At 49.3% G+C, this 23,855-nt stretch carries 20 protein-coding genes; 16 read left to right on the top strand and 4 right to left on the bottom strand.

The features are described from left to right. Nucleotides 1–11: 11 nt before the first annotated feature. The 4 genes from nth to map are packed head-to-tail and all read right to left on the bottom strand — an operon-like array spanning nt 12 to nt 5,327. The gene (gene nth / locus KXJ70_RS17635) at nt 12–665 is read right to left on the bottom strand and encodes an endonuclease III (protein ID WP_219044868.1); all 654 of its coding nucleotides are present in this window, start codon (nt 663–665) and stop codon (nt 12–14) included. Next, entirely contained in the window at nt 665–1,882 is a 1,218-nt protein-coding gene (dapC, locus tag KXJ70_RS17630) for a succinyldiaminopimelate transaminase (RefSeq protein ID WP_219044867.1), read from the bottom strand. Before dapC ends, nth begins: the two co-directional genes overlap by 1 nt. After that, nucleotides 1,879–4,533: a [protein-PII] uridylyltransferase gene (locus tag KXJ70_RS17625; protein ID WP_219044866.1), complete on the bottom strand. Its 2,655-nt coding sequence runs from the start codon at nt 4,531–4,533 to the stop codon at nt 1,879–1,881. Before KXJ70_RS17625 ends, dapC begins: the two co-directional genes overlap by 4 nt. Continuing rightward, on the bottom strand, nt 4,533–5,327 hold the full coding sequence (map, locus tag KXJ70_RS17620) for a type I methionyl aminopeptidase (protein ID WP_219044865.1): 795 nt from the start codon (nt 5,325–5,327) through the stop codon (nt 4,533–4,535). Before map ends, KXJ70_RS17625 begins: the two co-directional genes overlap by 1 nt. Nucleotides 5,328–5,614: 287 nt before the next feature. Between map and rpsB the strand changes: the two genes are divergently transcribed. The 16 genes from rpsB (at nt 5,615) to dnaE (ending at nt 23,811) form a co-directional block, all read left to right on the top strand. Next, nucleotides 5,615–6,358 carry a 30S ribosomal protein S2 gene (gene rpsB, locus KXJ70_RS17615; protein ID WP_219044864.1) on the top strand — a complete coding sequence of 248 codons (744 nt, stop codon included), beginning with the start codon at nt 5,615–5,617 and terminating at the stop codon, nt 6,356–6,358. A 131-nt stretch (nt 6,359–6,489) separates the two neighbouring features. Continuing rightward, nucleotides 6,490–7,353 (top strand): translation elongation factor Ts, encoded by an 864-nt coding sequence (tsf, locus tag KXJ70_RS17610; RefSeq protein WP_219044863.1) that lies wholly within the window; start codon nt 6,490–6,492, stop codon nt 7,351–7,353. A gap of 91 nt (nt 7,354–7,444) precedes the next feature. After that, on the top strand, nt 7,445–8,206 hold the full coding sequence (gene pyrH, locus KXJ70_RS17605) for a UMP kinase (protein WP_219044862.1): 762 nt from the start codon (nt 7,445–7,447) through the stop codon (nt 8,204–8,206). Beyond that, nucleotides 8,196–8,753 carry a ribosome recycling factor gene (gene frr / locus KXJ70_RS17600; protein WP_219044861.1) on the top strand — a complete coding sequence of 186 codons (558 nt, stop codon included), beginning with the start codon at nt 8,196–8,198 and terminating at the stop codon, nt 8,751–8,753. The genes pyrH and frr overlap by 11 nt, the downstream gene beginning before the upstream one ends. A gap of 21 nt (nt 8,754–8,774) precedes the next feature. After that, nucleotides 8,775–9,533 (top strand): polyprenyl diphosphate synthase, encoded by a 759-nt coding sequence (gene uppS, locus KXJ70_RS17595; RefSeq protein ID WP_219044860.1) that lies wholly within the window; start codon nt 8,775–8,777, stop codon nt 9,531–9,533. A 12-nt stretch (nt 9,534–9,545) separates the two neighbouring features. Further along, on the top strand, nt 9,546–10,394 hold the full coding sequence (locus tag KXJ70_RS17590; RefSeq protein ID WP_219044859.1) for a phosphatidate cytidylyltransferase: 849 nt from the start codon (nt 9,546–9,548) through the stop codon (nt 10,392–10,394). After that, the gene (ispC, locus tag KXJ70_RS17585; protein WP_219044858.1) at nt 10,385–11,590 is read left to right on the top strand and encodes a 1-deoxy-D-xylulose-5-phosphate reductoisomerase; all 1,206 of its coding nucleotides are present in this window, start codon (nt 10,385–10,387) and stop codon (nt 11,588–11,590) included. The genes KXJ70_RS17590 and ispC overlap by 10 nt, the downstream gene beginning before the upstream one ends. 64 nt (nt 11,591–11,654) lie before the next feature. After that, nucleotides 11,655–13,013, top strand: coding sequence for a sigma E protease regulator RseP (gene rseP, locus KXJ70_RS17580; protein WP_219044857.1), 1,359 nt, complete (start codon nt 11,655–11,657; stop codon nt 13,011–13,013). Nucleotides 13,014–13,102: 89 nt separating this feature from the next. Then, on the top strand, nt 13,103–15,691 hold the full coding sequence (gene bamA, locus KXJ70_RS17575) for an outer membrane protein assembly factor BamA (protein ID WP_219044856.1): 2,589 nt from the start codon (nt 13,103–13,105) through the stop codon (nt 15,689–15,691). A 49-nt stretch (nt 15,692–15,740) separates the two neighbouring features. After that, a complete protein-coding gene (locus KXJ70_RS17570; RefSeq protein ID WP_219044855.1) occupies nt 15,741–16,250 on the top strand; it encodes an OmpH/Skp family outer membrane protein in 510 nt (169 codons plus the stop codon). A gap of 4 nt (nt 16,251–16,254) precedes the next feature. Further along, the gene (gene lpxD, locus KXJ70_RS17565; protein WP_219044854.1) at nt 16,255–17,298 is read left to right on the top strand and encodes a UDP-3-O-(3-hydroxymyristoyl)glucosamine N-acyltransferase; all 1,044 of its coding nucleotides are present in this window, start codon (nt 16,255–16,257) and stop codon (nt 17,296–17,298) included. A gap of 6 nt (nt 17,299–17,304) precedes the next feature. Further along, nucleotides 17,305–17,745, top strand: a complete 441-nt coding sequence (gene fabZ, locus KXJ70_RS17560) for a 3-hydroxyacyl-ACP dehydratase FabZ (protein WP_219044893.1) — start codon at nt 17,305–17,307, stop codon at nt 17,743–17,745. Then, a complete protein-coding gene (gene lpxA, locus KXJ70_RS17555) occupies nt 17,745–18,542 on the top strand; it encodes an acyl-ACP--UDP-N-acetylglucosamine O-acyltransferase (protein WP_369409810.1) in 798 nt (265 codons plus the stop codon). The genes fabZ and lpxA overlap by 1 nt, the downstream gene beginning before the upstream one ends. A 34-nt stretch (nt 18,543–18,576) precedes the next feature. Then, nucleotides 18,577–19,728, top strand: coding sequence for a lipid-A-disaccharide synthase (gene lpxB / locus KXJ70_RS17550; protein ID WP_219044853.1), 1,152 nt, complete (start codon nt 18,577–18,579; stop codon nt 19,726–19,728). Continuing rightward, entirely contained in the window at nt 19,721–20,332 is a 612-nt protein-coding gene (gene rnhB, locus KXJ70_RS17545) for a ribonuclease HII (RefSeq protein WP_219044852.1), read from the top strand. The genes lpxB and rnhB overlap by 8 nt, the downstream gene beginning before the upstream one ends. Then, a complete protein-coding gene (gene dnaE / locus KXJ70_RS17540; protein WP_219044851.1) occupies nt 20,329–23,811 on the top strand; it encodes a DNA polymerase III subunit alpha in 3,483 nt (1,160 codons plus the stop codon). The genes rnhB and dnaE overlap by 4 nt, the downstream gene beginning before the upstream one ends. The last annotated feature ends 44 nt before the right edge of the window (nt 23,812–23,855 follow it).

Below are 23,855 nucleotides of genomic sequence, written 5' to 3'. Positions count from 1 at the left end.
TGTATGTGATGCTAGGGCTTGTGTACTTTCTTGGGATTTCTGCGGCGGGGGTAGCAGGTGGTGCATATTTCGCAAACAGTGCCATCGCAGCCTCTGGCGCTGCAAAATTCGCGTCCGTAAAAAATAATCTGCAGATGTAGTGCATTCCATTTTTCTTTTGGAAATAAGGCTTTTAGGTCTTTCTCAGTTTGTACCACGTTCTTTCCGTTAGTCAGCCCCCATCGCTGGGCGAGGCGGTGAATATGGGTGTCGACGGGAAAGGTGGGTACACCAAAGGCTTGCGACATAACAACGCTGGCCGTTTTGTGACCTACACCGGGCAGGGTTTCCAGTGCGGCCATGTCTTTGGGGACGACGCCCTTGTATTTTTCTACCAAAATTTCTGACAGGCGTTTTATAGCGCTAGATTTTTGCGGTGACAAACCGCAGGGGCGAATGATGGCACGGATGATTTCAACGTTCTGCTTGGCCATGTCAAAGGGGTTGTCGGCCAGCTCGAATAAGGCTGGAGTGATTTGGTTTACCCGTGCGTCGGTGCACTGGGCCGAAAGTAAAACGGCCACCAGTAAGGTGTAGGGATCTTTGTGGTCTAGCGGTACGGGTTGCGTTGGGTAGAGTTCTTGCAGGCGATTGGCAATATAGTTTGCGCGCTCCTTTTTTAGCATTACCCTTGCTTACCTTTAGTCGATTGATCGTTCAGGCTTTGCACATAGGTTTTTATGCGCCGAGCTGCCTCTGCGCATTGTTCTGGTTCGGCAACTAAAGCCATTCGCACATAATTGGCGCCGGGATTAAAGCCATCAACTTCTCGAGATAAGTAGCTGCCAGGCAGTACTGTGACGTGTTGCTGGGCAAAGAGCCCGCGGGCGAATTCTGTGTCTGCAATTGGCGTTTTCGCCCAAAGATAAAACGACGCATCTGGCAAGCTGACGTCGAGGCAGCCGTCGAGAATGCCTAAGACCTCGTCGAATTTCTGCCGGTAAAGATCTCTGTTGGCAATGACGTGGGTTTCGTCATTCCAGGCCGCAACGCTTGCTAGCTGATGTTGTACCGGCATGGCGCAGCCGTGGTAAGTGCGATAAAGCAAAAAATCCTTGAGAATGGCGGCATCGCCTGCAACAAAACCTGAGCGTAAGCCGGGCAGATTTGAGCGCTTTGATAGGCTGTGGAATACCACGCAGCGTCGAAAATCAGTGCGGTCCATTTCGGCGCAGGCTTGAAGCAGTCCAGTGGGTGGGCTGGCTTCGTCAAAATATAATTCTGAATAACATTCGTCGCTGGCAATAACGAAGTCATATTGGTCGGCTAGGGCGATGAGCTTCTGCAATTGCTGGCTGCTCATGACCGCGCCGCTGGGATTGCCGGGCGTACATATGAACAAAAGTTGGCAGCGTTGCCAGACGTTTTCGCTAACGGCGTTAAAATCTGGAATGAAGCCGTTTTCTGGCCGGCAAGCTAAGAACTCCGGCCGGGCGCCGGCAAGTAACGCTGCGCCTTCGTATATTTGGTAAAACGGATTGGGGCTGCATACCAGTGCGTCTGCACTTGCGCTGACAACCGTTTGTGCAAAGGCAAATAAAGCTTCGCGTGTGCCATTCACCGGCAGTATTTGTGTCTCTGGATCTAGAGCGGGTAAATGAAAGCGCTTACAAGCCCAGTTTGAAATGGCTTGTCGTAATTCGGGAATGCCTTTGGTCGTGGGATAGTTACTAAGCTTGTCTAGATTTTCGCTAATTGCCTCACTGACGAAGGCGGGTGATTGGTGCTTAGGTTCGCCAATTGACAGTGCGATTGGGCTAAGTGACGGCGCAGTGGTGCCGTCAAATAAAACCCGCAATTTCTCGAAGGGGTAGGCTTGTAAGGTGTTTAAATGTGGATTCATAGGGTTTTACTATTGGCCTTTTCATCGAGTTCACGGCAGATCGCCTGCTGTATTTCTTCGCACAGCTTGGGGTCGTCGATCGGGCGTTGATTTTCGTCGGTAATAAAAAATACGTCTTCTACACGTTCGCCGAGGGTGGCGATTTTCGCGTTCTGAAGTTGTATATGATACTGGTTAAAAATACGCCCGAGCCTCGCCAGCAGGCCTGGTCGGTCCGGGGTGATCACTTCGAGTATGGTCTGTGCTTTATTCAAATCCGTGGTCATGCTGGTGCGGGTTGGTGTTGAAAAAAGGCGCATTTGCCGCGGCGTGCGTCGATTCACCTCAGTAAATCGCTCAGGATGCTCTAGGTGTTCGCGCATAAACTCAATAATGTGAGAGATGCGGCTGGGGTTGTCGCCAATTGATTCGCCGTCTGCGCCCAAGACATAAAATGTATCCAGGGTGTAGCCAGTACCGCTATTGTAAATACGGGCGTCTTGAATGCTTAAATCGAGTTGCTCCATTGCCTCGGCGAGCAAGGCAAATAAACCGACCCGGGCACGGGTATGGACGAATATTTGGCTGACGCCGGCGTGGTCCAATAGGCCGCCTTCTTTAATTAGGACGACGGTGGCATTTGCTTTGACGCGATTGGCAATGGCGCGGGTGTGCCAAACGATGTCGTCGATTTGCTCACGAATAAAGTAGTCTTCTCCGGTATTGGCCCAGAGCGCACGAATTTCTGCCTCAGTAAAACCGTAGTCTTCCAGCTTTTCTATGGCGCCGAGTTGGGTTTCGGCAATCCACTCTTGCTTGTCGATTGGGTTTTCCAGTCCGCGACGCAGGGCGCGGCGGGTTTCGGCGTAGAGCTGGCGCATTAATGAAGCGCGCCACGATGTCCACAAGGTGGGATTGGTGGCGTTGATGTCTGCAACGGTGAGGCAGAATAGATAGTCGAGGTGCTGTATATCACCCATGGTCAGGGCGAAGTCGCGAATAACCTCTGGGTCTTGGATGTCTTTGCGCTGCGACACCGATGACATTTCAAGGTGTTTTTCAACCAGCCAGGCGACGAGATTGCCGTCGCGCTTATTGAGGCCTATTTGTTCACAAAATTCGCGGGCATCAACGGCACCTAAGCTGGAGTGGTCGCCGCCGCGGCCTTTGGCGATGTCGTGGAATAGTCCGGCTAAGTAAAGCAATTCCGGTTTGGGGAGGCGCTGCATAATTCGGCACGCCATCGGGTATTTTTCAACCATGCTTGGGTAGCGGAAGCGGCTGATATTTTTAATTAGCTCTAGGGTGTGCGCATCGACCGAATAAATGTGGAACAAGTCGTGCTGCATTTGACCGACAATACCGGCAAAGGCGGGGATAAATTTGTCGAGGATACCAAAGCGCTTCATGCGGCGTAGATTAAGTGCTACGCGCTGTGGTGATCGTAATAGCTCTAAAAAATAGCGCTTGTTCTTGGGGTCGGCGCGAAAGCGGTTGTCAATTAGATGATGAGATTTACGGATGAGTCGAATGGTGCTGGCGCGCACGCCATCAATGGCGTTATTACTCGCCATTAAGACGAAAATTTCCATCAGTGCGGAGGGCGTTTTAGTAAACACCTTGGCGTTGCATACTTCTATATGACCGTTGCGAACTCGGAAGCGACTGTTGATCTCAAATACGGTTTCGGCTTCGCAGGCGCGCAGAATCGTTTCGTCGAAATGCTGCATCAATACATCGTTGAGCTCGCCAAGGTGCATAACCCAGCGGTAGTACTGTTGCATAAACTGCTCGACGGCGAGCTTGCCATCGCTGTCGGTAAAGCCGAACTGCTCTGCTAGCGTGCGCTGGTGGTCAAATAAAAGTCGATCTTCCTCACGGCCGGCGAGAATGTGCAATGCAAAGCGAACCTTCCATAAAAAGTCTTGGCCTTCTTTTAATGTGTCTAGTTCCTCTTTGCTGAGGAACTGTCGCTCCAAGAGTTCATCGATGGATTGGGCGCCAAAGTGTCGTTTAACAACCCAGCCAATCATTTGAATATCGCGCAGACCACCTGGCGAGCTTTTAATATTCGGCTCGAGATTGTATTCAGAGTTGGCAAATTTCCGGTGGCGAAGTATTTGCTCGTCCCATTTTGCGCGGAAAAAATCACTGCTAGACCAAATATTTTCGGGGCCTACCAGGTTCATTAATTGAGTTTGCAGCTCGGAATTGCCGGCTAAGGTGCGGGATTCCATCAGGTTGGTGGCAATGGTGATGTCATCAGCGGCGGCTTGCGCGCATTCGCTCATGGTGCGCACGCTGTGCCCAATCTCTAAATTAATGTCCCAGAGTAGGGTGATAAGGCCTTCGATATTTTCACGATAGTCACCGCCTTCGTCACTGGTAAGTATGAGTAAGTCGATATCGGAGTAGGGGTGTAGTTCGCCGCGGCCATAACCGCCAACGGCGATTAGGGTGATATCGTCGCCCCATTGATAACTTTGCCAAATGCCCTGCAATAACTCGTCTATGCGCAGTGAGCGCATTTTGACAAGCGCGCTAATTTGCTCCCCCGCTTCAAAGCGGGTTTTGAGGTCAGCGGCCAGCGTTTTAAGGTAGGTTTTATAAGTCTTGATTGACTGGCCGGGCTGGGGCAGTGCATGAATATCCGGTAAAGCGGATTGGCTCATTATATATTCCGGTAAAAAGGTTCGTCTGGGCGTGCGGTGAGTACTTCAACGCCGTCTGCCGTTACTGCCATAGTGTGCTCCCATTGGGCAGAGAGGCGGCGGTCGCGGGTGGTAACGGTCCAGCCATCTTTGGTATTGAGTTTGGTTTGCTTTTTACCGGCATTGATCATGGGCTCAATGGTGAATGTCATGCCTTCTTTTAACACTAAATCGTTACGTCGGTTATAACCTTCGCCGTAGTGCAGCACCTGAGGATCTTCGTGGAAGACGAGCCCGATGCCATGACCGCAATATTCCTCGACTACACTGTAATGCTTGCCGCGTGCATGTTTGGCTATCACGGTGCCGATATCGCTGAGCGCGCAGCCTGGCTTAACGAGTGCTATGGCTTGATATAAGCACTCTTGAGTTACTTCGCAAAGGCGCTTGGCGTGCTCCGGCACATTGCCTACGTAATACATGCGGTTAGTATCGCCGTGCCAGCCATCCTTTATTACGGTGACATCGATATTCAGGATATCGCCATCTTTAAGTATTTTTTTGTCAGAAGGAATGCCGTGGCAAATAACTTCATTGACAGAGGTGCAGATAGACTTGGGAAAGCCGTTGTAGTTTAGCGGTGCGGGAATGGCGTTTTGCACATTCACAATATAGTCATGACAAATTTGGTCTAGTTCGCCAGTGCTGATGCCAGGTTTGACGTGAGGCGTGATCATTTCTAGCACGTCGGCGGCAAGTCGACCGGCAACGCGCATGGCGGCAATTTGTTCTGGCGATTTAATGCTTACATTCATAGGGCTGTACCGGTGGGCGGCTTCGTCTGGCTTATTTAAAGCCGGCTATTGTAAACCATCGCTTTATGGGTAGCGAAGGCATCGCGGAATTTTAGTCTCAAAAGCGGTTTATACTTTATGTAATAGGGGCTCTGTGGTATAAATACGCGCCCCAATAATGGCTCGAGCTGTTATTGGATTAATGACGCGCAGAAATCGGCACGTAATCCCGGGTGCTTCAACGATAGTTGGGGTTGGGTTATGGGATCTCTGCAAGTTTGTAACCCGATGTTTATTAAGGAAATATCATGTCTCATGTAAGTATGCGTGAAATGCTGCAAGCCGGCGTTCACTTTGGTCACCAGACTCGTTACTGGAACCCAAAAATGGCTCCTTTCATTTTTGGTGCGCGTAACAAGATTCACATTATTAACCTAGAGCACACTGTTCCAGCAATGAACAATGCCCTAGATGCTATTGCTAAAATGGCTGCCAATAAGAACAAGATCCTATTTGTTGGCACTAAGCGTGCAGCGAGTAAGATTATTGGCGAACAAGCTGCCCGCGCTGGTATGCCGTTTGTTAGCCATCGTTGGTTGGGCGGAATGCTCACTAACTACAAAACTATTCGTCAGTCTGTTCGTCGTCTGCGTGAGCTTGAAGCACAAAGCCAAGACGGCACTTTTGACAAATTGACTAAGAAAGAAGCGCTGATGCGCCGCCGTGATATGGAGAAGCTAGAGCGCTCCATCGGTGGTATTAAAGATATGTCTGGTTTGCCTGATGCACTGTTCGTTATTGATGTGGATCACGAGCGTATTGCTATTCAAGAAGCCAACAAACTGGGTATCCCAGTATTTGGTATCGTTGATACCAACAGCAATCCAGATGGCGTAGATTTTGTTATCCCAGGTAACGATGACGCAATTCGCGCAATCAAACTGTACGTAACGGCTGTTGCTGATGTTGCTATTAACGCTGCTGCAAACGACGTTGTTGCTAAAGACGAGTTTGTTGAAGTAGCACCAGAAGGCGAAAGCGCTGCCGAGTAATTTGGCCGCTAAGCAGTCTGCGAAAGGGGGCAAGGCCCCCTTTTTTTGGATATTGTCTGAGCAGGCACATGGTTTTGGGTCTGTTCTTGAACTTGAGTTAACCCGCTCAAGGTAATTAAGAGGAATTTAGGATGGCTGTAACAGCATCAATGGTTAAAGAACTGCGTGATCGTACTGGCCTTGGCATGATGGAGTGTAAAAAAGCACTTAATGATGCGAATGGTGATATTGAGTTGGCGATTGAAGAGATGCGTAAGTCTAGCGGTATGAAGGCGGCTAAAAAGGCTGGTCGTACTGCTGCAGATGGCGTTGTTAGCACAAAAGTTGCGGAAGATGGCAGCTACGGTGTTGTGGTTGAAGTTAACAGCGAAACCGATTTTGTTGCGCGTGATGCCGGCTTCTTAGCGTTTGTTGCGCAAGTGACCGACAAGGCGTTTGCTACTAAGGCGACTGATGTTGCTGAATTGATGGCTGGCGATTTGGAATCTGCACGTGAAGCGCTGGTTCAAAAGATCGGCGAGAACATTTCTGTTCGTCGTGCTGTGCTTATTAGCGCAGAAGATGGTGTGGTAGACAGCTATGTGCACTCTAATAACCGTATTGCGGTATTGGTTGCCCTGAAAGGCGGTGACGCTGAGCTGGCGCGCGATGTGGCGATGCATGTTGCGGCAACGAATCCACGGGTTGCTAAATCTGCCGATATGCCTGAAGAAGAGATCGTGAAAGAGCGTGAAATCTTCACTGCCCAGGCGGCTGAAAGCGGCAAACCACCCGAAATTATCGAGAAGATGATTGATGGTCGGATCCGTAAGTTCCTGTCTGAAAACTCATTGGTTGATCAGCCTTTTGTTAAAGATCCTGAGCAGACCGTGGGTAAATTGCTGAAAAGCAGCAGTGCCGATATCCAAGCGTTTATTCGCTTTGAAGTGGGTGAAGGTATTGAGAAAGAAGAAGTAGACTTTGCCGCCGAGGTGGCTGCTCAGCTGAAAGGCTAAGCCACTAAGTTAGCGGGGCCTGCGGGCCCCGCTTTACTTTAGCCGATATGCAGTGTCATGAAAATATCGTGTAATGTGGTGAGGTAGGGAAATGTCTAGCCAAAGTCGGGATAAGAAATACAAGCGCATACTGCTTAAATTAAGTGGTGAAGCTTTGATGGGTGGCCTTGGATTTGGTATCGATCCCAAGGTGCTAGACCGCATGGCGCTCGAAGTCGGTCAGTTAGTTGGCATCGGTGTGCAGGTTGGTTTGGTGGTTGGCGGCGGGAATTTGTTCCGCGGCGCGGCGCTGCAAACTGCGGGACTGGATCGTGTTACAGGCGATCATATGGGCATGTTGGCGACGGTCATGAACGCATTGGCGCTTCGTGATGCGCTAGAGCGTAGTAATATAAAATCTTCGGTGATGTCGGCAATTCCCATGAGTGGCGTTGTTGATCACTACGATCGTCGTAAGGCGATTCGTTTGCTGTCGCGGGGCGAAGTGGTTATTTTTGCCGCGGGCACAGGCAATCCGTTTTTTACTACCGACTCTGCAGCGTGTTTGCGCGGTATTGAGGTTGATGCGGATCTCGTATTGAAAGCGACCAAGGTTGACGGTGTTTATAGTGCAGATCCAATGCGCGACCCCGATGCCGTGAAGTATGATTATCTCAGCTACGATGAAGTGCTGGATAAGAAGCTCGAAGTTATGGATTTAACGGCGATATGTTTATGCCGAGACCATAATATGCCCTTGCGAGTCTTTGCAATGGAGCAGCAGGGAGCTTTGTTGAATATTGTGGTGGGCGGCGAAGAGGGGACTCTGGTAGGTGCCGCTGCAACCCGAGAGGAGAAACGTCGTGATAAATGAGTTAAAGGAAGACGCTAAACAGCGCATGGCTAAGACCATTGAGGCCTTAGGCACTAATTTTAATAAAATTCGTACTGGCCGCGCGCACCCTAGCTTGTTAGACGGTCTGCGGGTGTCTTATTACGGCACTGATACGCCGCTGTCACAGATTGCAAACATTGGTGTTGAAGACGCAAGAACACTTACCGTGACGCCGTGGGAAAAGAATATCGTTCCCGATGTTGAAAAGGCGATCATGAAGTCTGACCTAGGCCTTAACCCAAGCACGGCTGGCAGTGTTATTCGTATACCGATGCCGATGCTGACGGAAGAAACTCGTAAAGGGTATATCAAGCAAGCTCGCCAAGAGGCGGAAAGTGCGCGGGTGTCTATTCGCAATGCGCGTCGCGACGTGCTGTCTGATGTAAAAGAGTTGCTGAAAGAAAAAGAAATCAGCGAGGACGAGGAGCGCCGTGCGCAGGATGATGTGCAGAAAATCACCGATCAGTATATTGCTGAGGTAGATAAAGCGCTGGTGGCGAAAGAAGCCGATCTGATGGAAATTTGAGCGGCGAGCCGAATTGTTTCAATGTCAGTAGCAAAGCGGGAGTCCGCGCCTAAACGTGTCCCCCGTCATGTTGCCATCATTATGGATGGCAACAATCGCTGGGCCAAAAAACACGGTCTAAAGTCCTCTGCGGGGCATCGAGCCGGAGTAGAGGTGATACGACCTCTATTAAAGCTAACCCGCGAGCACGGTGTTGAGATTGTCACTTTATTCGCGTTTTCTAGCGAAAATTGGCAGCGTCCTACTCTAGAAGTTCAGGCTTTGATGCGGCTGTTTTCGAGTTATCTCGATAGTGAGACTAAGCAACTGCATGCCGATGGGGTGCGGATGCGATTTATTGGTGAGCGCAGCCAATTTACCGCAGCACTGCGCAAGCAAATGGACTACAGTGAACAGCTGACGCGATTTAACCGCGAAACTCAGCTGGTAATTGCCGTTGATTACGGCGGCCAGTGGGATATTGTGAATGCCGCCAAAGCCTTGGCTGAAAAGGTGAAGGACGGCGAATTAACGCCTGATGAGTTTACTGTTGAGCTGTTTGATCGCCACCTTGCACTTGCCGACCTACCAAAACCAGACCTTTGCATACGTACGGCGGGTGAGCAGCGCATTAGTAATTTTTTGTTATGGCAGATAGCCTATAGCGAGCTCTATTTTACAGATTGTTTCTGGCCGGACTTTAGCGGCGAGGAGTTGGACCGGGCGCTAGACGCCTATGCTCGTCGAGACCGACGTTTTGGCGGTCGTGAAAATGATAATAATGAAGAAGCGCCAGAGTAGGGGAGCCAGTTTATGTTAAAGCAGCGGATCATCACCGCGGTGTTGATCGTCGTCGCACTGTTGGCGGCTCTGGTGTATTTGTCGCTGCCGATATTGTCGGCGGTGTTTGCCCTTGTTGTGCTATTAGCTGCCTGGGAGTGGGCCGATTTAAGTGGTTTTTCGGCTAAGGGGGCTCGCTTTACTTACGTAATAGTCTGCGCTCTGTTGATGATAGTTGCCGCGTGGACAACAAGTCTCTTTAGTGGCGTGGATCAGCTCGAGGTACAAGAAATTGTTATCGCTGCCAGTCTTTGGTGGTCGATTGCGTTGCTTTGGGTGAAGTCTTACCCTCTCAGTGCTGGGCTTTGGGGTTCTCGCTGGATGCGTGCTCTGATGGGGCTGTTGGTGTTGGTTCCTGCATGGTTGGCTATCTGTTATTTAAGAAGTTTAAGCGGTGGTGTGTGGTTAATTGTATTGGTTATTGCGCTTGTCGCCTCAGCTGATATCGGTGCCTATTTTGTTGGCCGTGCCTACGGAAAAGCCAAGCTCGCTCCTGCGGTGAGTCCCGGTAAATCTTGGGCGGGGTTTTGGGGGGGGTTGGCCTCTAGCAGTTTGTTGGCGGCTCTTCTGTGGGTGTCATTGGCTAGGTTATTGCCAGGTGCGATACCAATCGCGTTACTGCCCTTATTATGCATGGTGATTGTTACGGTATTAGCCTCTGTATTGGGTGATTTACTGGAAAGTATGGTGAAACGCCATCGCGGCATTAAAGACAGTGGTCATTTATTGCCGGGGCACGGCGGAATCATGGATCGAATAGACAGTATTACGGCGGCGGCGCCAGTATTTGCGCTGGGCTTGATGGCGACGGGATGGGTGTAATGCAGTCGGTCACAGTCCTTGGTTCGACCGGGTCTATCGGCGTAAACACGCTAGACGTGCTGGCTCGCCATCCAGAGCGTTATAGTGTCTATGCTTTAACAGCTAATCGGAGCTTAGATACGCTGTTTGCACAACTTGAACAGTTTTCACCACGCTATGCAGTATTGGCGGATATAGAATTAGTGCAAGCCTTTGCGGAGCGGGTCAGAAAAGCCGGCTTGCCAACCGAGATTCTAGGTGGTGAAGCGGGTTTGTGTACTGTCGCACGTGAGGCTGATGTAACCATGGCGGCCATCGTTGGTGCTGCCGGCTTGTTGCCGACAATGGCAGCGGTTGAGGCTGGCAGAAAAGTGTTGCTAGCGAATAAAGAAGCGCTTGTTATGGCTGGGCCGTTATTTATGGATGCAGTGCAGCGCTGTGGCGCAATGTTGCTGCCCATCGACAGCGAGCACAATGCGATTTTTCAATGCTTGCCGATGCAAGTTCAGCAAGGGAATGGTCAATTAAGCCCCTTTTTACATGGCGGTGTTAAGCGTGTTTTATTGACCGGTTCTGGTGGTCCTTTTCGAAATACGGCCTCAGCGGAATTGGCTGATGTGACTCCCGATCAAGCCTGCGCGCATCCCAATTGGTCTATGGGGCGCAAGATATCAGTGGATTCAGCTACCATGATGAATAAAGGCTTGGAGCTGATTGAAGCGTGTTGGCTGTTTCATACCGAACCTGCAAACATTGATATTATTGTTCATCCTCAGAGTGTTATTCACTCCATGGTTGAGTATATTGATGGCTCAGTTTTAGCGCAGCTCGGGAATCCCGATATGCGTACCCCGATTGCTCATGCCTTGGCGTGGCCAGAACGGGTTGCATCAGGGGTTGGCAGTTTAGATATCATTGCGCAGGCGCGATTGGATTTTGAGGCGCCAGATGAAGAGCGTTTCCCCTGTCTGCGTTTGGCGCGAGAGGCGGCGGTGCGAGGCGGTACAGCACCGGCGGTGTTAAATGCGGCGAACGAGGTCGCGGTTGAAGCGTTTCTTGACGGTCGACTGGATTTTACATCTATTGCCAAGGTCATAGAGCAGGTTATGGCGGTTGTTGTAATTGTTGAACCGCACTCACTCGAGGATGTCCAACAAGCGGACAGAGAATCTCGTGTTTGTGCGATGAAATTTATTCTAAATAAAACATTGGCTTAACAGATAACAGAGACTCGATAGTGGCCAGAATTACACGGGTCGCTATGCGCTAAAGGGCAAAAACGTGCTGGATATTTTGCAAACTATTTTAGTGACGCTGCTTACCTTGGCTATTCTGGTTGCGGTGCACGAATTCGGCCACTTCTGGGTCGCGCGGCGCTGTGGCGTCAAAGTTTTGCGTTTTTCGGTGGGGTTTGGAAAGCCGTTATTGTCTTGGACTGATCGCAGCGGTACGGAATATGTCATAGCTGGTATTCCACTCGGTGGCTACGTCAAAATGTTAGACGAACGCGAAGCGCCGGTGCCAGAAGAGTTAGTCGGCCAGGCATTTAACCGCGCATCACCAAAATCGCGAATTGCCATTGCGGCAGCTGGTCCAATTGCAAATCTTATCTTGGCGGTTTTTGTTTATTGGCTGGTGTTTTTAAACGGCGTCAGCGGCGTAGCGCCAATAGTGGCAAAGGTCGAGCCGGGTTCGTTGGCTGATCAGGCGGGTATTGTCGCAGGGCAGGAGTTTTTATCGGTAGATGGGCGCTCGACGCCAACTTGGGAGGCGCTGCAGCTACAGCTTTTGGAGCGTATTGGTGAAGATGGTGATGTCCATATTACTTTGCGCTCCCCTGATTCTGATCTTATTACGGAAAATGTGGTGGCATTGCGTGACTGGATGCACGATATCGAAGAACCCAATCCGGTTCGTGAATTAGGTGTCACCCTGTTTGTGCCAGAAGTTGTACCGAAAATTGAAACCGTTGTAGCTGACAGTCCTGCAGAGCGAGCGGGAATGCGTGCAGGGGATTTAGTCGTCGAGGCAGATGGTAGGCCGCTAGAATCATGGCAGGCGTGGGTGGAATACGTTCGGCAAAAGCCACAGGAGCAGATCACTGTCACTGTAGAGCGTGGTACCCAACGGGTGCTGTTAACCATGACGCCGGATCGTAAGCTTGACGGCGAATCTCAGGCATATGGTTATGTTGGCGTTGGTGTGGCCATGCCATCTTGGCCGGAGTCGATGCAGCGAACTATGGAATACGGTTTTGTTGGCGCAGGAGTTGCAGCCGTTGACAAAACCTGGCGGATGAGTGCTTTTACTTTATCGGCAATAAAAAAGATGTTGATGGGCCTGTTGTCGCCGAAAAACTTGAGCGGGCCGATAACCATTGCTAAAGTGGCGAGCTCTTCGGCGCAGTATGGGTTTTTTGCATGGCTAACGTTTTTGGCTTTGCTGAGTATAAGTCTTGCTGTTTTGAATTTGTTACCGATTCCCGTCCTAGATGGCGGGCATATTGTCTACGCTCTGGTAGAGTGGCTGACCGGTAAGCCTGTGGCGGAGCAGGTTCAGGTCTGGGCGAATCAGCTGGGCCTGGTGTTAGTAGTATTTGTGATGATTTTTGCTTTATATAACGATGTGTTGCGCCTTTAGTCTCTAAGATAATGCAATGCTTTTAATCTTACACAGTGGCAGCGTCAGTTTTTATGGCGTTGGCCCAGAGCCTTGGTTTTTAGCTGTTGATGAAACGCTTTTTAGCACTTAGTTTTATTCTGTGGTCGGTGAGTTTGTTCGCTGTCGCCCAAAATTCACTGCCGATTTCAGATATTCGTGTCGAAGGTCTGCAACGGATATCGTCCGAAACGGTGTTCTCTGCATTGCCGATAAGTATTGGCGATAGAGTTAGTACGCGCACGGTGGCAAATGCGTCGAGAGCGCTTTTTGGCACTGGCAATTTTGACGATATCCAGATTGGTATGGATGGCGATGTCCTTGTGGTGCGAGTGGTTGAGCGGCCAGCGATTAGCGGCATTAACCTCGAAGGTAATAAGGCACTCGCGACTGAGGCACTGTTGGATGGTTTGAAAAACGCGGGACTGGCCGAAGGGCAAGTTTTTAAGCGCTCGACCCTCGACGGTATGAAGATGGAATTGACTCGGCAGTATGTGTCGCAGGGTCGCTATGACGCAAGTATTGAGACTGACGTGGTTGCCGAGCAACGCAATCGAGTGTCGATCAGCATTAATATAGATGAAGGCAGTAATGCAACGATTGAGCACATCAATATCGTTGGCAATACTGTGTATGACGACGAAACGCTTCTTGATCTTTTTGAGCTTAAGACCGGTGGTTTATTTTCATTCTTTAGTAGCAGCAATAAGTACTCGCGTGAAAAGCTCAAAGGCGATCTTGAAAAATTAAATTCGTATTACCTGGATCGCGGTTATTTGTTGTTTAACGCTGATTCTGTTCAGGTTGCAATTAGCCCAAATCGTCAATCTGTTTACATAACAGTGAATGTCCTTGAAGGTGACAAGTATACGGTCAGTAGCGCTGAGCTATCTGGCGATTTAGTGCTGCCCGAAGAAGATTTAAAGCGTTTTGTATTAGTTCAGAAGGGCCAGGTTTTTTCTCAGGCGCTGGTCACGAGCACTGAGGAATTTATTACCAAGCGGCTAGGTAATGAAGGTTATAATTTTGCCAAGGTTCGCGGAATTCCAGAACAAAATGAAGAAGACAAAACGGTAGATATCAAATTCTTTATTGACCCAGGTAAGCGTACCTATGTGCGTCGTATCGATTTTGAAGGTAACGCAAGGACATCTGACGAAGTACTGCGCCGAGAAATGCGTCAAATTGAAAGTGCACCGGCGTCAGCAGACAAGATTGAATTATCGCGTATCCGCTTGGAGCGTCTCGGCTACTTTAAAGAGGCTAAAGTAGATACTTTAGCGGTTCCCGGTACTGATGATTTGATTGATCTTCGCTATAAAGTTGAAGAGCAAAGTTCGGGTAGTTTGGGCGCCAGTGTGGGCTTCTCGCAGGATAGCGGCCTTCTCCTGAGTGCAAATATTCAACAAAATAACTTCTTCGGTACGGGTAAGCAGGTTGGATTTGGGGTTTCCCGCAGTGATTTTGCGACCAGCGCTAACTTTAGCTATTTAGATCCGTATTTTACTGAAGACGGTGTAAGCCGCGGTTTCTCAGTTTTTTATCGGACTACCGACTTTGAAGAAATTAACGTTGCCAGTTACACCTCAGATACCTACGGAACAAGTGTCAATTTTGGTTACCCTATTTCAGAAACTGAGCGTTTAGGCTTTGACCTCGGTTTTAATCGCACGACTATCGACGCTGGTGTTAGTGCTGTAAAAGAAATAAAGAGTAGCCCACGACTGCTGGATGTTATTGACAACTATTTTGTGAGTAAGCTCGATCCAGCTACTGGTACGTACACCGTTGCGGAAGTACTTGAAGATATTAACAACCTGCCATCCAGTGCCTTAGTTGATAGTGGCGAAGAAGGGTTTCTGGATAAGTATGGTGAAGAGTTTAATAACTTCACCGCAGGGATATCTTGGCGCCAATCAACATTGAACCGCGGCTTACTCGCAACCAGAGGTGCCTCGCAATCACTGTCATTAGAATTGGCGGTACCTGGTTCTGATCTTGAGTATTTTAAGCTGGGTTACGAAGGCCAAATCTACGTTCCATTAACGAATAGTTTAACACTGCGTTTCAGAACGGAGTTAGGTTATGGCGACGGCTATGGTGAGTTAGAGAATTTGCCATTTTATGAAAATTTTTATGCAGGTGGTTTCGGCTCGGTACGTGGGTATAGGGCTAATACTCTAGGCCCACGTAGTTCTAATGCAGATATCTATCGTATTAGTCAGGCCGCTACAGCGATAGACGCGTCGGGCAATGCCTTGGCATTGTCGGCCCAAGGTGCCTACGTACTCGACCCGGCAACCGGATTGTTGCTGGTGGATAGCGCGAATAACTTTAGACGTGATACTGACCCCTTTGGTGGTAATGTATTGGTAGAAGGTAGTATGGAATTGCTGTTCCCACTGCCATTTGTTAAAGATCAGCGCTCAGTTCGCAGTGGCTTCTTCTTTGATGCAGGTAATGTGTTTAGCACGCAGTGCGGTGCAACGCAGGTTAACTGTTCTACGCCAGATTTTTCTAGTTTGAGAATGTCGGCAGGTGTTGGTGTCACATGGATTACTGGTTTTGGTCCCCTCACCTTTAGCTTGGGCAGAGCCTTAAATCCTGAAAAAATAGACGATACTGAGATATTTCAATTCTCGTTGGGTCGTAGTTTTTAAGCCTTATTTATATATTATTTAGTAGCACAATAATCAGCAGGAGTTGTATATGAAGTTTTACAAATTAATCGCAGCGGCAGTTATGGTGTTGTGGGCATGTGGCGCGGTGGCAGAAGGCCGAATCGCGGTTTTTGATGTTGAGGCCGCGGTACTTAACACCGATTTGGCTAAAAAGCGTTTGACCGCAATGCGGAATCAAAGTGAATACAAAAAGAATGTTACTGAACTGGAAACATTAAAAAAGAATTATGATAAACAAGTTGAGCAGTTTCAGCGTGATTTCGATATTTTAAGCGTTGAACAACGTCAGGCCACCAAGAACAAAATTGACACGGCGCGCACCGATGGCGAGCATTTGGCACGTAAAATCGAGGCCGCGAATCAGCAAGAAGCACAGTCAATACTTCAAGAGCTAGGTCCGAAGCTTCAGAAAATACTGCCGGATCTTATCAAGGCTGAAAATATAGGTTTATTGTTACCACGTAAGCAAGTCCTGCACGCTGATGCTAGCTTCGACATCACTGCAAAAGTGGCTGACAAGCTGAATCAAGCCAAGTAAAGCCATGTCTGGACAAAAAACGTTCAGCCTTGCTGAGCTCGCTACGATTTTAGGTCTCGACTTTAGAGGAGACGCAGCGACTCAGCTTTGCGGTATTGCTTCACTGGCAACTGCAGGATCTGAACAGCTAAGTTTTTTGTCCAATATCAAGTTTAAATCTAGCCTTCAAACTACGTTAGCTGGCGCAGTTATACTTCACCCAGATATAGCGGCGGGCTTTACAGGGAATTGTTTGTTATCTGACAACCCCTATTTAATGTACGCCCGCGTTAGCGCGCTGTTCGATCCCTTTGAAAAGCCGCGTTCTGGTGTGCATCCGAGTGCCGTTGTTGTAGCTGAAAATATTCATGACTCTGTTGCGATCGGCGCTAATTGTGTAATCGAGTCGGGGGCAGAAGTCGGCGAGGGCAGTGTAATTGCGGCGGGTGTAGTGCTTGGTCGTGGCAGCCGGATTGGGAAACACTGTTATATTCATGCCAATGTGACGATTTATCACGGTGTCAGTATCGGCGACGAGTGTATTGTCCATTCCGGTGTGGTTATTGGTGGTGATGGTTTCGGTTTTGCCCCAGGTCCGGCAGGTTGGGAGAAGATCCATCAGCTTGGTGGTGTGCAAATAGGGAATCGGGTCGAGATTGGTGCTAATTCCTGTATTGACCGTGGCGCAATAGAAAATACGATGATCGGTAATAATGTCATTCTTGACGATCAAACTATGATTGCCCACAACGTCATTGTGGGTGATGGAACAGCGATGGCAGGTTGCTGCCAAGTCGCGGGAAGCGCTGTTATTGGTAAAAATTGTACACTGGCCGGTAACGTCGGAGTAGTTGGGCATATTACAATTACCGACAATGTTCACATTACGGCGCGTTGCTTGGTGAGTAAGTCGATTTCAAAATCGGGCTCTTACTCCGGAAGCTTCGCGATGTCTGAATCGACAGAGTGGCGAAAAAACGCGGCACGCTTTAGCAAGCTCGATGAGCTCTATAGGCGAGTGGCATTCTTAGAAAAGCAATTGAAGATTAAAAATGAGGGTGAAAGCTGAGATATGCTGATGGATATTAATGAAATTAAGGAATACCTGCCGCAACGCTATCCCTTCTTATTGGTTGATCGGGTGCTGGAATTAACCTTGGGCGAATCTATCGTCGCGCTAAAAAATGTGACCGGCAACGAGAACCATTTTAATGGTCACTTTCCAGAATTACCGATCATGCCTGGGGTGTTGATCATTGAGGCAATGGCGCAGGCTGCAGGAATTTTGGGCTTCAAAACCCTGGATAAAAAGCCATCTGAAGGATCTATTTATATGTTTGCCGGCGTTGATAAGGCGCGTTTCAAACGGCAAGTTATTCCTGGCGATCAATTAATATTAAAAGCGCAATATGTCTCTGACAAAAAGGGGCTGTGGAAATTTGAGTGCCAAGCTTATGTTGAAGACAAGTTGGCGGCCTCTGCAACAATTCTGTGTATTGACCGGCAGCGCCCATAGTGACAGATAATATTCATCCATCAGCTGCAGTTGACCCGCGCGCGATTATTGATCCTAGTGCGGTGATCGCGGCCAATGTCAAAATTGGTCCGTGGACAATGGTTGGTGCCGGCGTTGAAATTGGCGAAGGTTCGGATATTCGATCACACGTGGTGCTGATGGGGCCAACTAAAATTGGTAAGAATAATCGCATATACCAATTTTCGACGGTTGGCGATGACACCCCAGATTTAAAATACAAGGGTGAGCCCACCGAGCTTATCATTGGCGATGACAATGTTATTCGCGAAGGTGTAACAATCCACCGTGGTACGGTTCAAGACCGCGGTAAAACGATTATCGGCGATAAAAATCTTTTGATGGCCTATGTCCACGTCGGTCACGACTCAGTTATCGGCAACAACTGTATCTTGGTGAACAACGCTGCCTTAGCTGGGCACGTCAATGTAGGTGACTGGGCGATTTTGAGCGGCTTTACGCTGGTACATCAATTTTGTCATATTGGCGCTCACAGCTTTGCCGGTTTCGGCTGCGGTATCAGTAAGGATGTACCCGCCTATGTAACAGTTAGTGGCACCCCTGCGGAAGCCAAAACTATTAATAGTGAAGGGCTTAAGCGACGAGGTTTTAGTGCCGAGAGCATCGCGGCAATTCGGCGCTGCTATAAAATTATATATCGTCAAAATAATACTGTAGACGAAGCGTTGGCGGCGATGGCACCCATTGCGGCCGAGTTTCCGGAAGTGCAGTTGTTGGCGGATTCATTGACACAATCTCAACGCGGTATCGTGCGTTAATTCGCGCCGTTCGGCCGCGACACATGGCTATTTTATGACTGCAATGCGAATCGGTATTATCGCTGGGGAAGCCTCCGGTGATATTTTAGGCGCTGATTTAATTCGCGCTATTAAACATCGCTACCCTGACGCACAATTTGAAGGCGTTGGCGGCTCCTTGATGATTGAGCAGGGCTGTCGAAGTCTGTGTGAGATGGATCGACTGTCAGTGATGGGCTTCGTCGAACCCCTCAAGCGCTTGCCGGAATTACTGCGTTTACGACGTTTATTGAAGTTACATTTTATGAGCTGGCAGCCAGATATTGTTATTGGCATAGACTCGCCTGACTTTAATTTAAATATTGAGCGCTTTCTGCGCGAACGGGGTATCAAAACGCTGCACTACGTCAGTCCATCGGTGTGGGCGTGGCGTCAGGGCCGAATTAAAAATATCGCCAAGTCAGTTGATCACATGCTGACGCTGTTCCCCTTTGAAGAGCATTTTTACCAAGAGCACGGTGTTCCCGTCACCTGTGTTGGTCATCCTTTAGCAGATCAGATTTCATTGGATGATCAGCGAGCCGAGGCGCGAGCGGAGCTAGATGTTGAGGATGGGCATCCAGTGTTAGCAATTTTGCCGGGCAGTCGAGGTGGTGAAGTTGCTCAACTCATTGCGCCATTCATAGAAACTGCTCAATGGTTACGACGTGCGCAACCTAATATTGAATTCTTAATTCCAGCGGCGAACATCGAGCGGAAACAGCAGATATTACAAGCCGTGGCGGCACTATCTAAAGACTTGCCGGTGAGGGTCGTGCTTGGTCAGTCGCGAACAGTGATGGCTGCCGCAGATGTTGTGTTAATGGCCTCTGGCACGACAAGTCTTGAAGCCTTATTGTTGCAGCGTCCCATGGTTGTTGCTTACCGCTTTGGTAAGTGGTCTTACAAGATATTTTCTCGCCTAATTAAAACGCCATTCTTTTCCCTACCGAATTTATTAGCGCAGCGCGCCCTAGTGCCAGAGTTGCTGCAGGATGAAGTGTGTGCTGAAGTGATAGGTCCGCTGCTATTAGAACAGTTGAATAATGCGAACCATCGGGAGACTCTTATCGAAGAATTTCAAATTATTCACCGTCAATTGGCACGGGGCGCAAGTGAGCGCGCCGCTGATGTGGTGCTGCAGTGTGTCGGAGCGCCCAATGCCTAAAATAGACGACCTGTTTGCCGAGTTTGATGTTCCTGTTTTAACAGCGGGTGTCGATGAGGTGGGTCGTGGGCCGCTGTGTGGTGATGTAGTGACGGCTGCCGTTATTCTTGATCCTGAAAATCCCATTGTGGGTTTAAATGATTCTAAAAAATTGACTGAAAAGCGTCGCGAAGCGCTTTTCATTGAAATTAAAGATAAGGCGCTGAGTTATTGTGTTGCGCGGGCATCTGTCGCAGAAATTGACGAGTTAAATATACTGCAAGCAAGCCTATTGGCCATGCATCGCGCAGTAGCGGGTTTGGCAGTTCAGCCTGAGTTTGTGCTAGTGGACGGCAATAAAGTGCCGAACTGGCCATACCGCGCCCAAGCGGTCGTTAAAGGCGATAGCCGAGTGCCGGCAATTGCCGCAGCGTCAATTTTAGCCAAGGTCACCCGCGACCGAGAAATGGCAGAGTTTGAATCTGTCTATCCAGGCTATGGTATTGCGGGTCACAAGGGCTACCCGACCAAAGTGCATTTAGCCGCATTACAAAAACTAGGTGTCACACCTATTCACCGCCGAAGCTATGCGCCAGTTCGAGCAATTTTGGAGGCCGAAGAATGATTTCCGATCAGTTCGTTCATTTGCGGGTTCACTCCGAATACTCCATCGTTGATGGACTTGTAAGGGTTAAGGCACTGGCAAAGCGGGTTGCCGACCTTAATATGCCGGCGGTTGCACTCACCGATCTAAATAATTTTTATGCCCTCATTAAGTTTCAGAAGGCGGCGACTGGCGCTGGTATAAAACCCATTTTCGGCAGTGATCTTTTGGTTCGCGATGACGATGACCCAGATCAGATCAGTATCATCTGCTTGCTAGCACAAAACCAAACAGGCTATCGAAATCTCACCGAACTGATTTCGCGCGCCTATTTAGAAGGTCAGTATCAGGGCCGAGCTTACGTTAATCGAAGCTGGATAGAGCAAGCGAATGAAGGTTTGATTGCGTTGTCAGGTGCGAGAGAAGGGGATGTCGGTCAGTTATTACTTGGTAGTAAGCAAGATGCAGCGTTGGCGAGTTTATCCCGCTGGCTGCGTGTATTCCCCGATAGATTTTATATCGAATTACAGCGTACTGGTCGCCAGAATGAAGATGATTATTTGCACGCTGCAGTAGCGCTGGCTGAACAAGCGGATTGCCCAGTTGTCGCAACGAATGATGTACGATTTTTAGATTCCAAAGAGTTTGACGCCCATGAAGCGCGCGTATGTATCCGCGACGGCCGCGTACTAGATGATCCCCGCCGGCCTCGCAATTACAGCGAACAACAATATCTGCGCAGTGCAGAAGAAATGCAGGCCCTGTTTGCAGATATACCGGAAGCCTTGGCGAACAGCGTTGAAATTGCCAAGCGCTGTAATCTTACTATACAGCTCGGCACCTATTATCTTCCTGAATATCCGATACCTGAGGGCAAAACCCAAGAGGAATTTTTTCGCGAACTCTGTCATCACGGTTTAGACGAGCGGTTAGATTTTCTGTTCGATAGTGCGGCGCCCGAATTTGTTGATTATCAAAAAGAGTATCGTGAGCGTCTAGACTTCGAGCTAAACGTTATCCTGCAGATGGGGTTTCCCGGCTACTTCCTGATCGTGATGGATTTTATCCAATGGGCTAAAGATCACGATATTCCTGTAGGCCCTGGACGCGGTTCGGGAGCGGGCTCACTAGTTGCCTACGCCTTAAAAATTACAGATCTTGATCCTATTCAATACGACTTGCTGTTCGAGCGATTTTTGAATCCGGAGCGGGTATCCATGCCGGATTTTGATGTCGATTTTTGCATGGATGGCCGAGACCGCGTTATCAATTACGTTGCCGATAACTATGGTCGCGATGCGGTAAGCCAAATAATTACCTTTGGTACCATGGCTGCTAAGGCGGTGGTGCGAGATGTAGCCCGTGTGCAGGGTAAGGCCTATGGGCTTGCGGATAAGCTCTCAAAAATGATTCCCTTTGAAGTGGGAATGACCCTTGCGAAGGCGCATGAACAAGAAGAAGTATTGCGCGAGTTCTTAGTCAATGACGAAGCGGCCCAAGAAATTTGGGATATGGCTGTGCAGCTCGAAGGGGTGGTACGAGGCGTTGGTAAGCATGCGGGGGGTGTCGTTATCGCACCGTCCAAACTGACCGATTTTGCGCCGCTCTATTGTGACGATACCGGTGGCGGCCTAGTAACCCAGTTTGATAAAAGCGATGTCGAAGACGCGGGCCTCGTTAAATTCGACTTTTTGGGTTTGCGTACGTTAACGATTATCGATTGGGCACTGAAGATTGTGAATGCCCATCGCGCAAAGCTAGGCGAAGATCCGCTGGATATTATGGCGATTCCTTTGCAGGACAGACAAACCTTTGATCTGTTGAAGCGCGCGGAAACCACCGCGGTTTTCCAGTTGGAATCCCGCGGTATGAAAGACTTGATAAAAAGGCTGTTGCCAGACTGCTTCGAAGACATTATCGCCCTGGTGGCCTTGTTTAGGCCTGGCCCCTTGCAGTCAGGTATGGTCGATGACTTCATTAACCGCAAACACGGCCGTGCCGAATTGGCCTACCCGCACCCGCAGTATCAGGACGATTGCCTTAAGCCGGTTTTGGGGCCCACGTACGGCATTATTTTGTACCAAGAACAGGTAATGCAGATCGCCCAGGAAATGGGTGGTTACACCCTGGGTGGCGCCGATTTATTGCGCCGCGCCATGGGTAAGAAAAAGCCAGAGGAAATGGAAAAGCAGCGGGTTTTATTTCAGGCCGGTGCAGTGGAGAAGGGCTTTACGGAAGTACTCGCCTCCAATATTTTTGACTTGATGGAAAAATTCGCAGGTTACGGTTTTAATAAATCGCACTCGGCTGCGTACGCCTTGGTTTCCTATCAAACCGCATGGCTGAAAACACATTATCCGGCGCCGTTTATGGCCGCGGTAATGAGCTCGGAATTGGACAATACCGACAAGATCGTAATCTTCATCGAAGAATGTCGGGAAATGAAGCTGGACTATAAATTGCCATCGGTAAACGAAGGCGAGTATATGTTCACTGTGAACGACCGCGGCCAGATTGTGTATGGATTGGGAGCGATAAAAGGCTTGGGCGAAGGCCCGGTAGAAAACATTATTGCCGCGCGGAATGCCGGTGGTCCCTTTGTCAATTTGTTTGAGTTCTGCGAGCGCACAGACCCTCGAAAAGTAAACAAGAGAGCACTGGAAGCGCTAATCCGCTCTGGCGCCTTTGACGACTGGGGTGAGGATCGCGCCATACTGATGGCGGCCATGCCAGAAGCAGTACAAGGGGCAGAGCAGTCAGCGAAAAATACCGAAAGCGGTATGACCGACTTGTTTGGTGAGACCTTGGCGGTAGTAAGTCGCGATGTGTATGCCCCATTTCAAGACGTGCGTCGCTGGAGTAGTAAAGAGCGATTGTTGGGCGAGAAAGAAACCCTCGGGCTTTATGTGACTGGGCACCCCATTGACGATTACGAGGGGGAGTTACGCCGTTTTGTACCCAAAAAGATTGTCGATCTGAACCCGGAAAAGCACCCCCAAACCATCGCTGGTCTCGTGATGAGTATGCGGACCATGAAAAACAAGCGCGGTGACACTATGGCATTTGTGCTGTTAGATGATCGCAGCGCACGTATTGAAGTGGCCTTGTTCAGTGACGCCTATGATGAGTGTCGAGAGAAACTGGTTAAAGACACCGTTATTGTTGTTGAGGGTATTTGCAGCAATGACGAGTACAGCGGTGGTAAAAAAATGCGGGTAAAGGCGGTGCGCAGTATTGCCGAGGCGCGGGATCAGAGCGCCAAGGAATTGCAGATATCTGTATCTGGCGCCACGCTTGAAAACGAGGGCATTGAGCGTCTCAAAGGCGCTCTAAATATTGCCAAAGGTGGCCGCTGTCCGGTGGTTATTAGCTACCAGCGGCCAGAGGGAAAGTGCCGTATCCGCTTGGGCGAGGATTGGCGAATCCTGCCAAACGATGAGTTATTACTGCGATTACGTGACGAGTGTGGCGCAAATAACGTGGTGATCAATTACGATTAACGTATAATCACACCTGCGAATGGGCCCATATATCGCTATGAATT

Origin of the sequence: Zhongshania aquimaris (assembly GCF_019312595.1) — a bacterium.
GTDB lineage: Bacteria > Pseudomonadota > Gammaproteobacteria > Pseudomonadales > Spongiibacteraceae > Spongiibacter > Spongiibacter aquimaris.
Note: the sequence above shows the minus strand (reverse complement) of the source record. Positions and strands in the feature narration are given on the sequence as shown.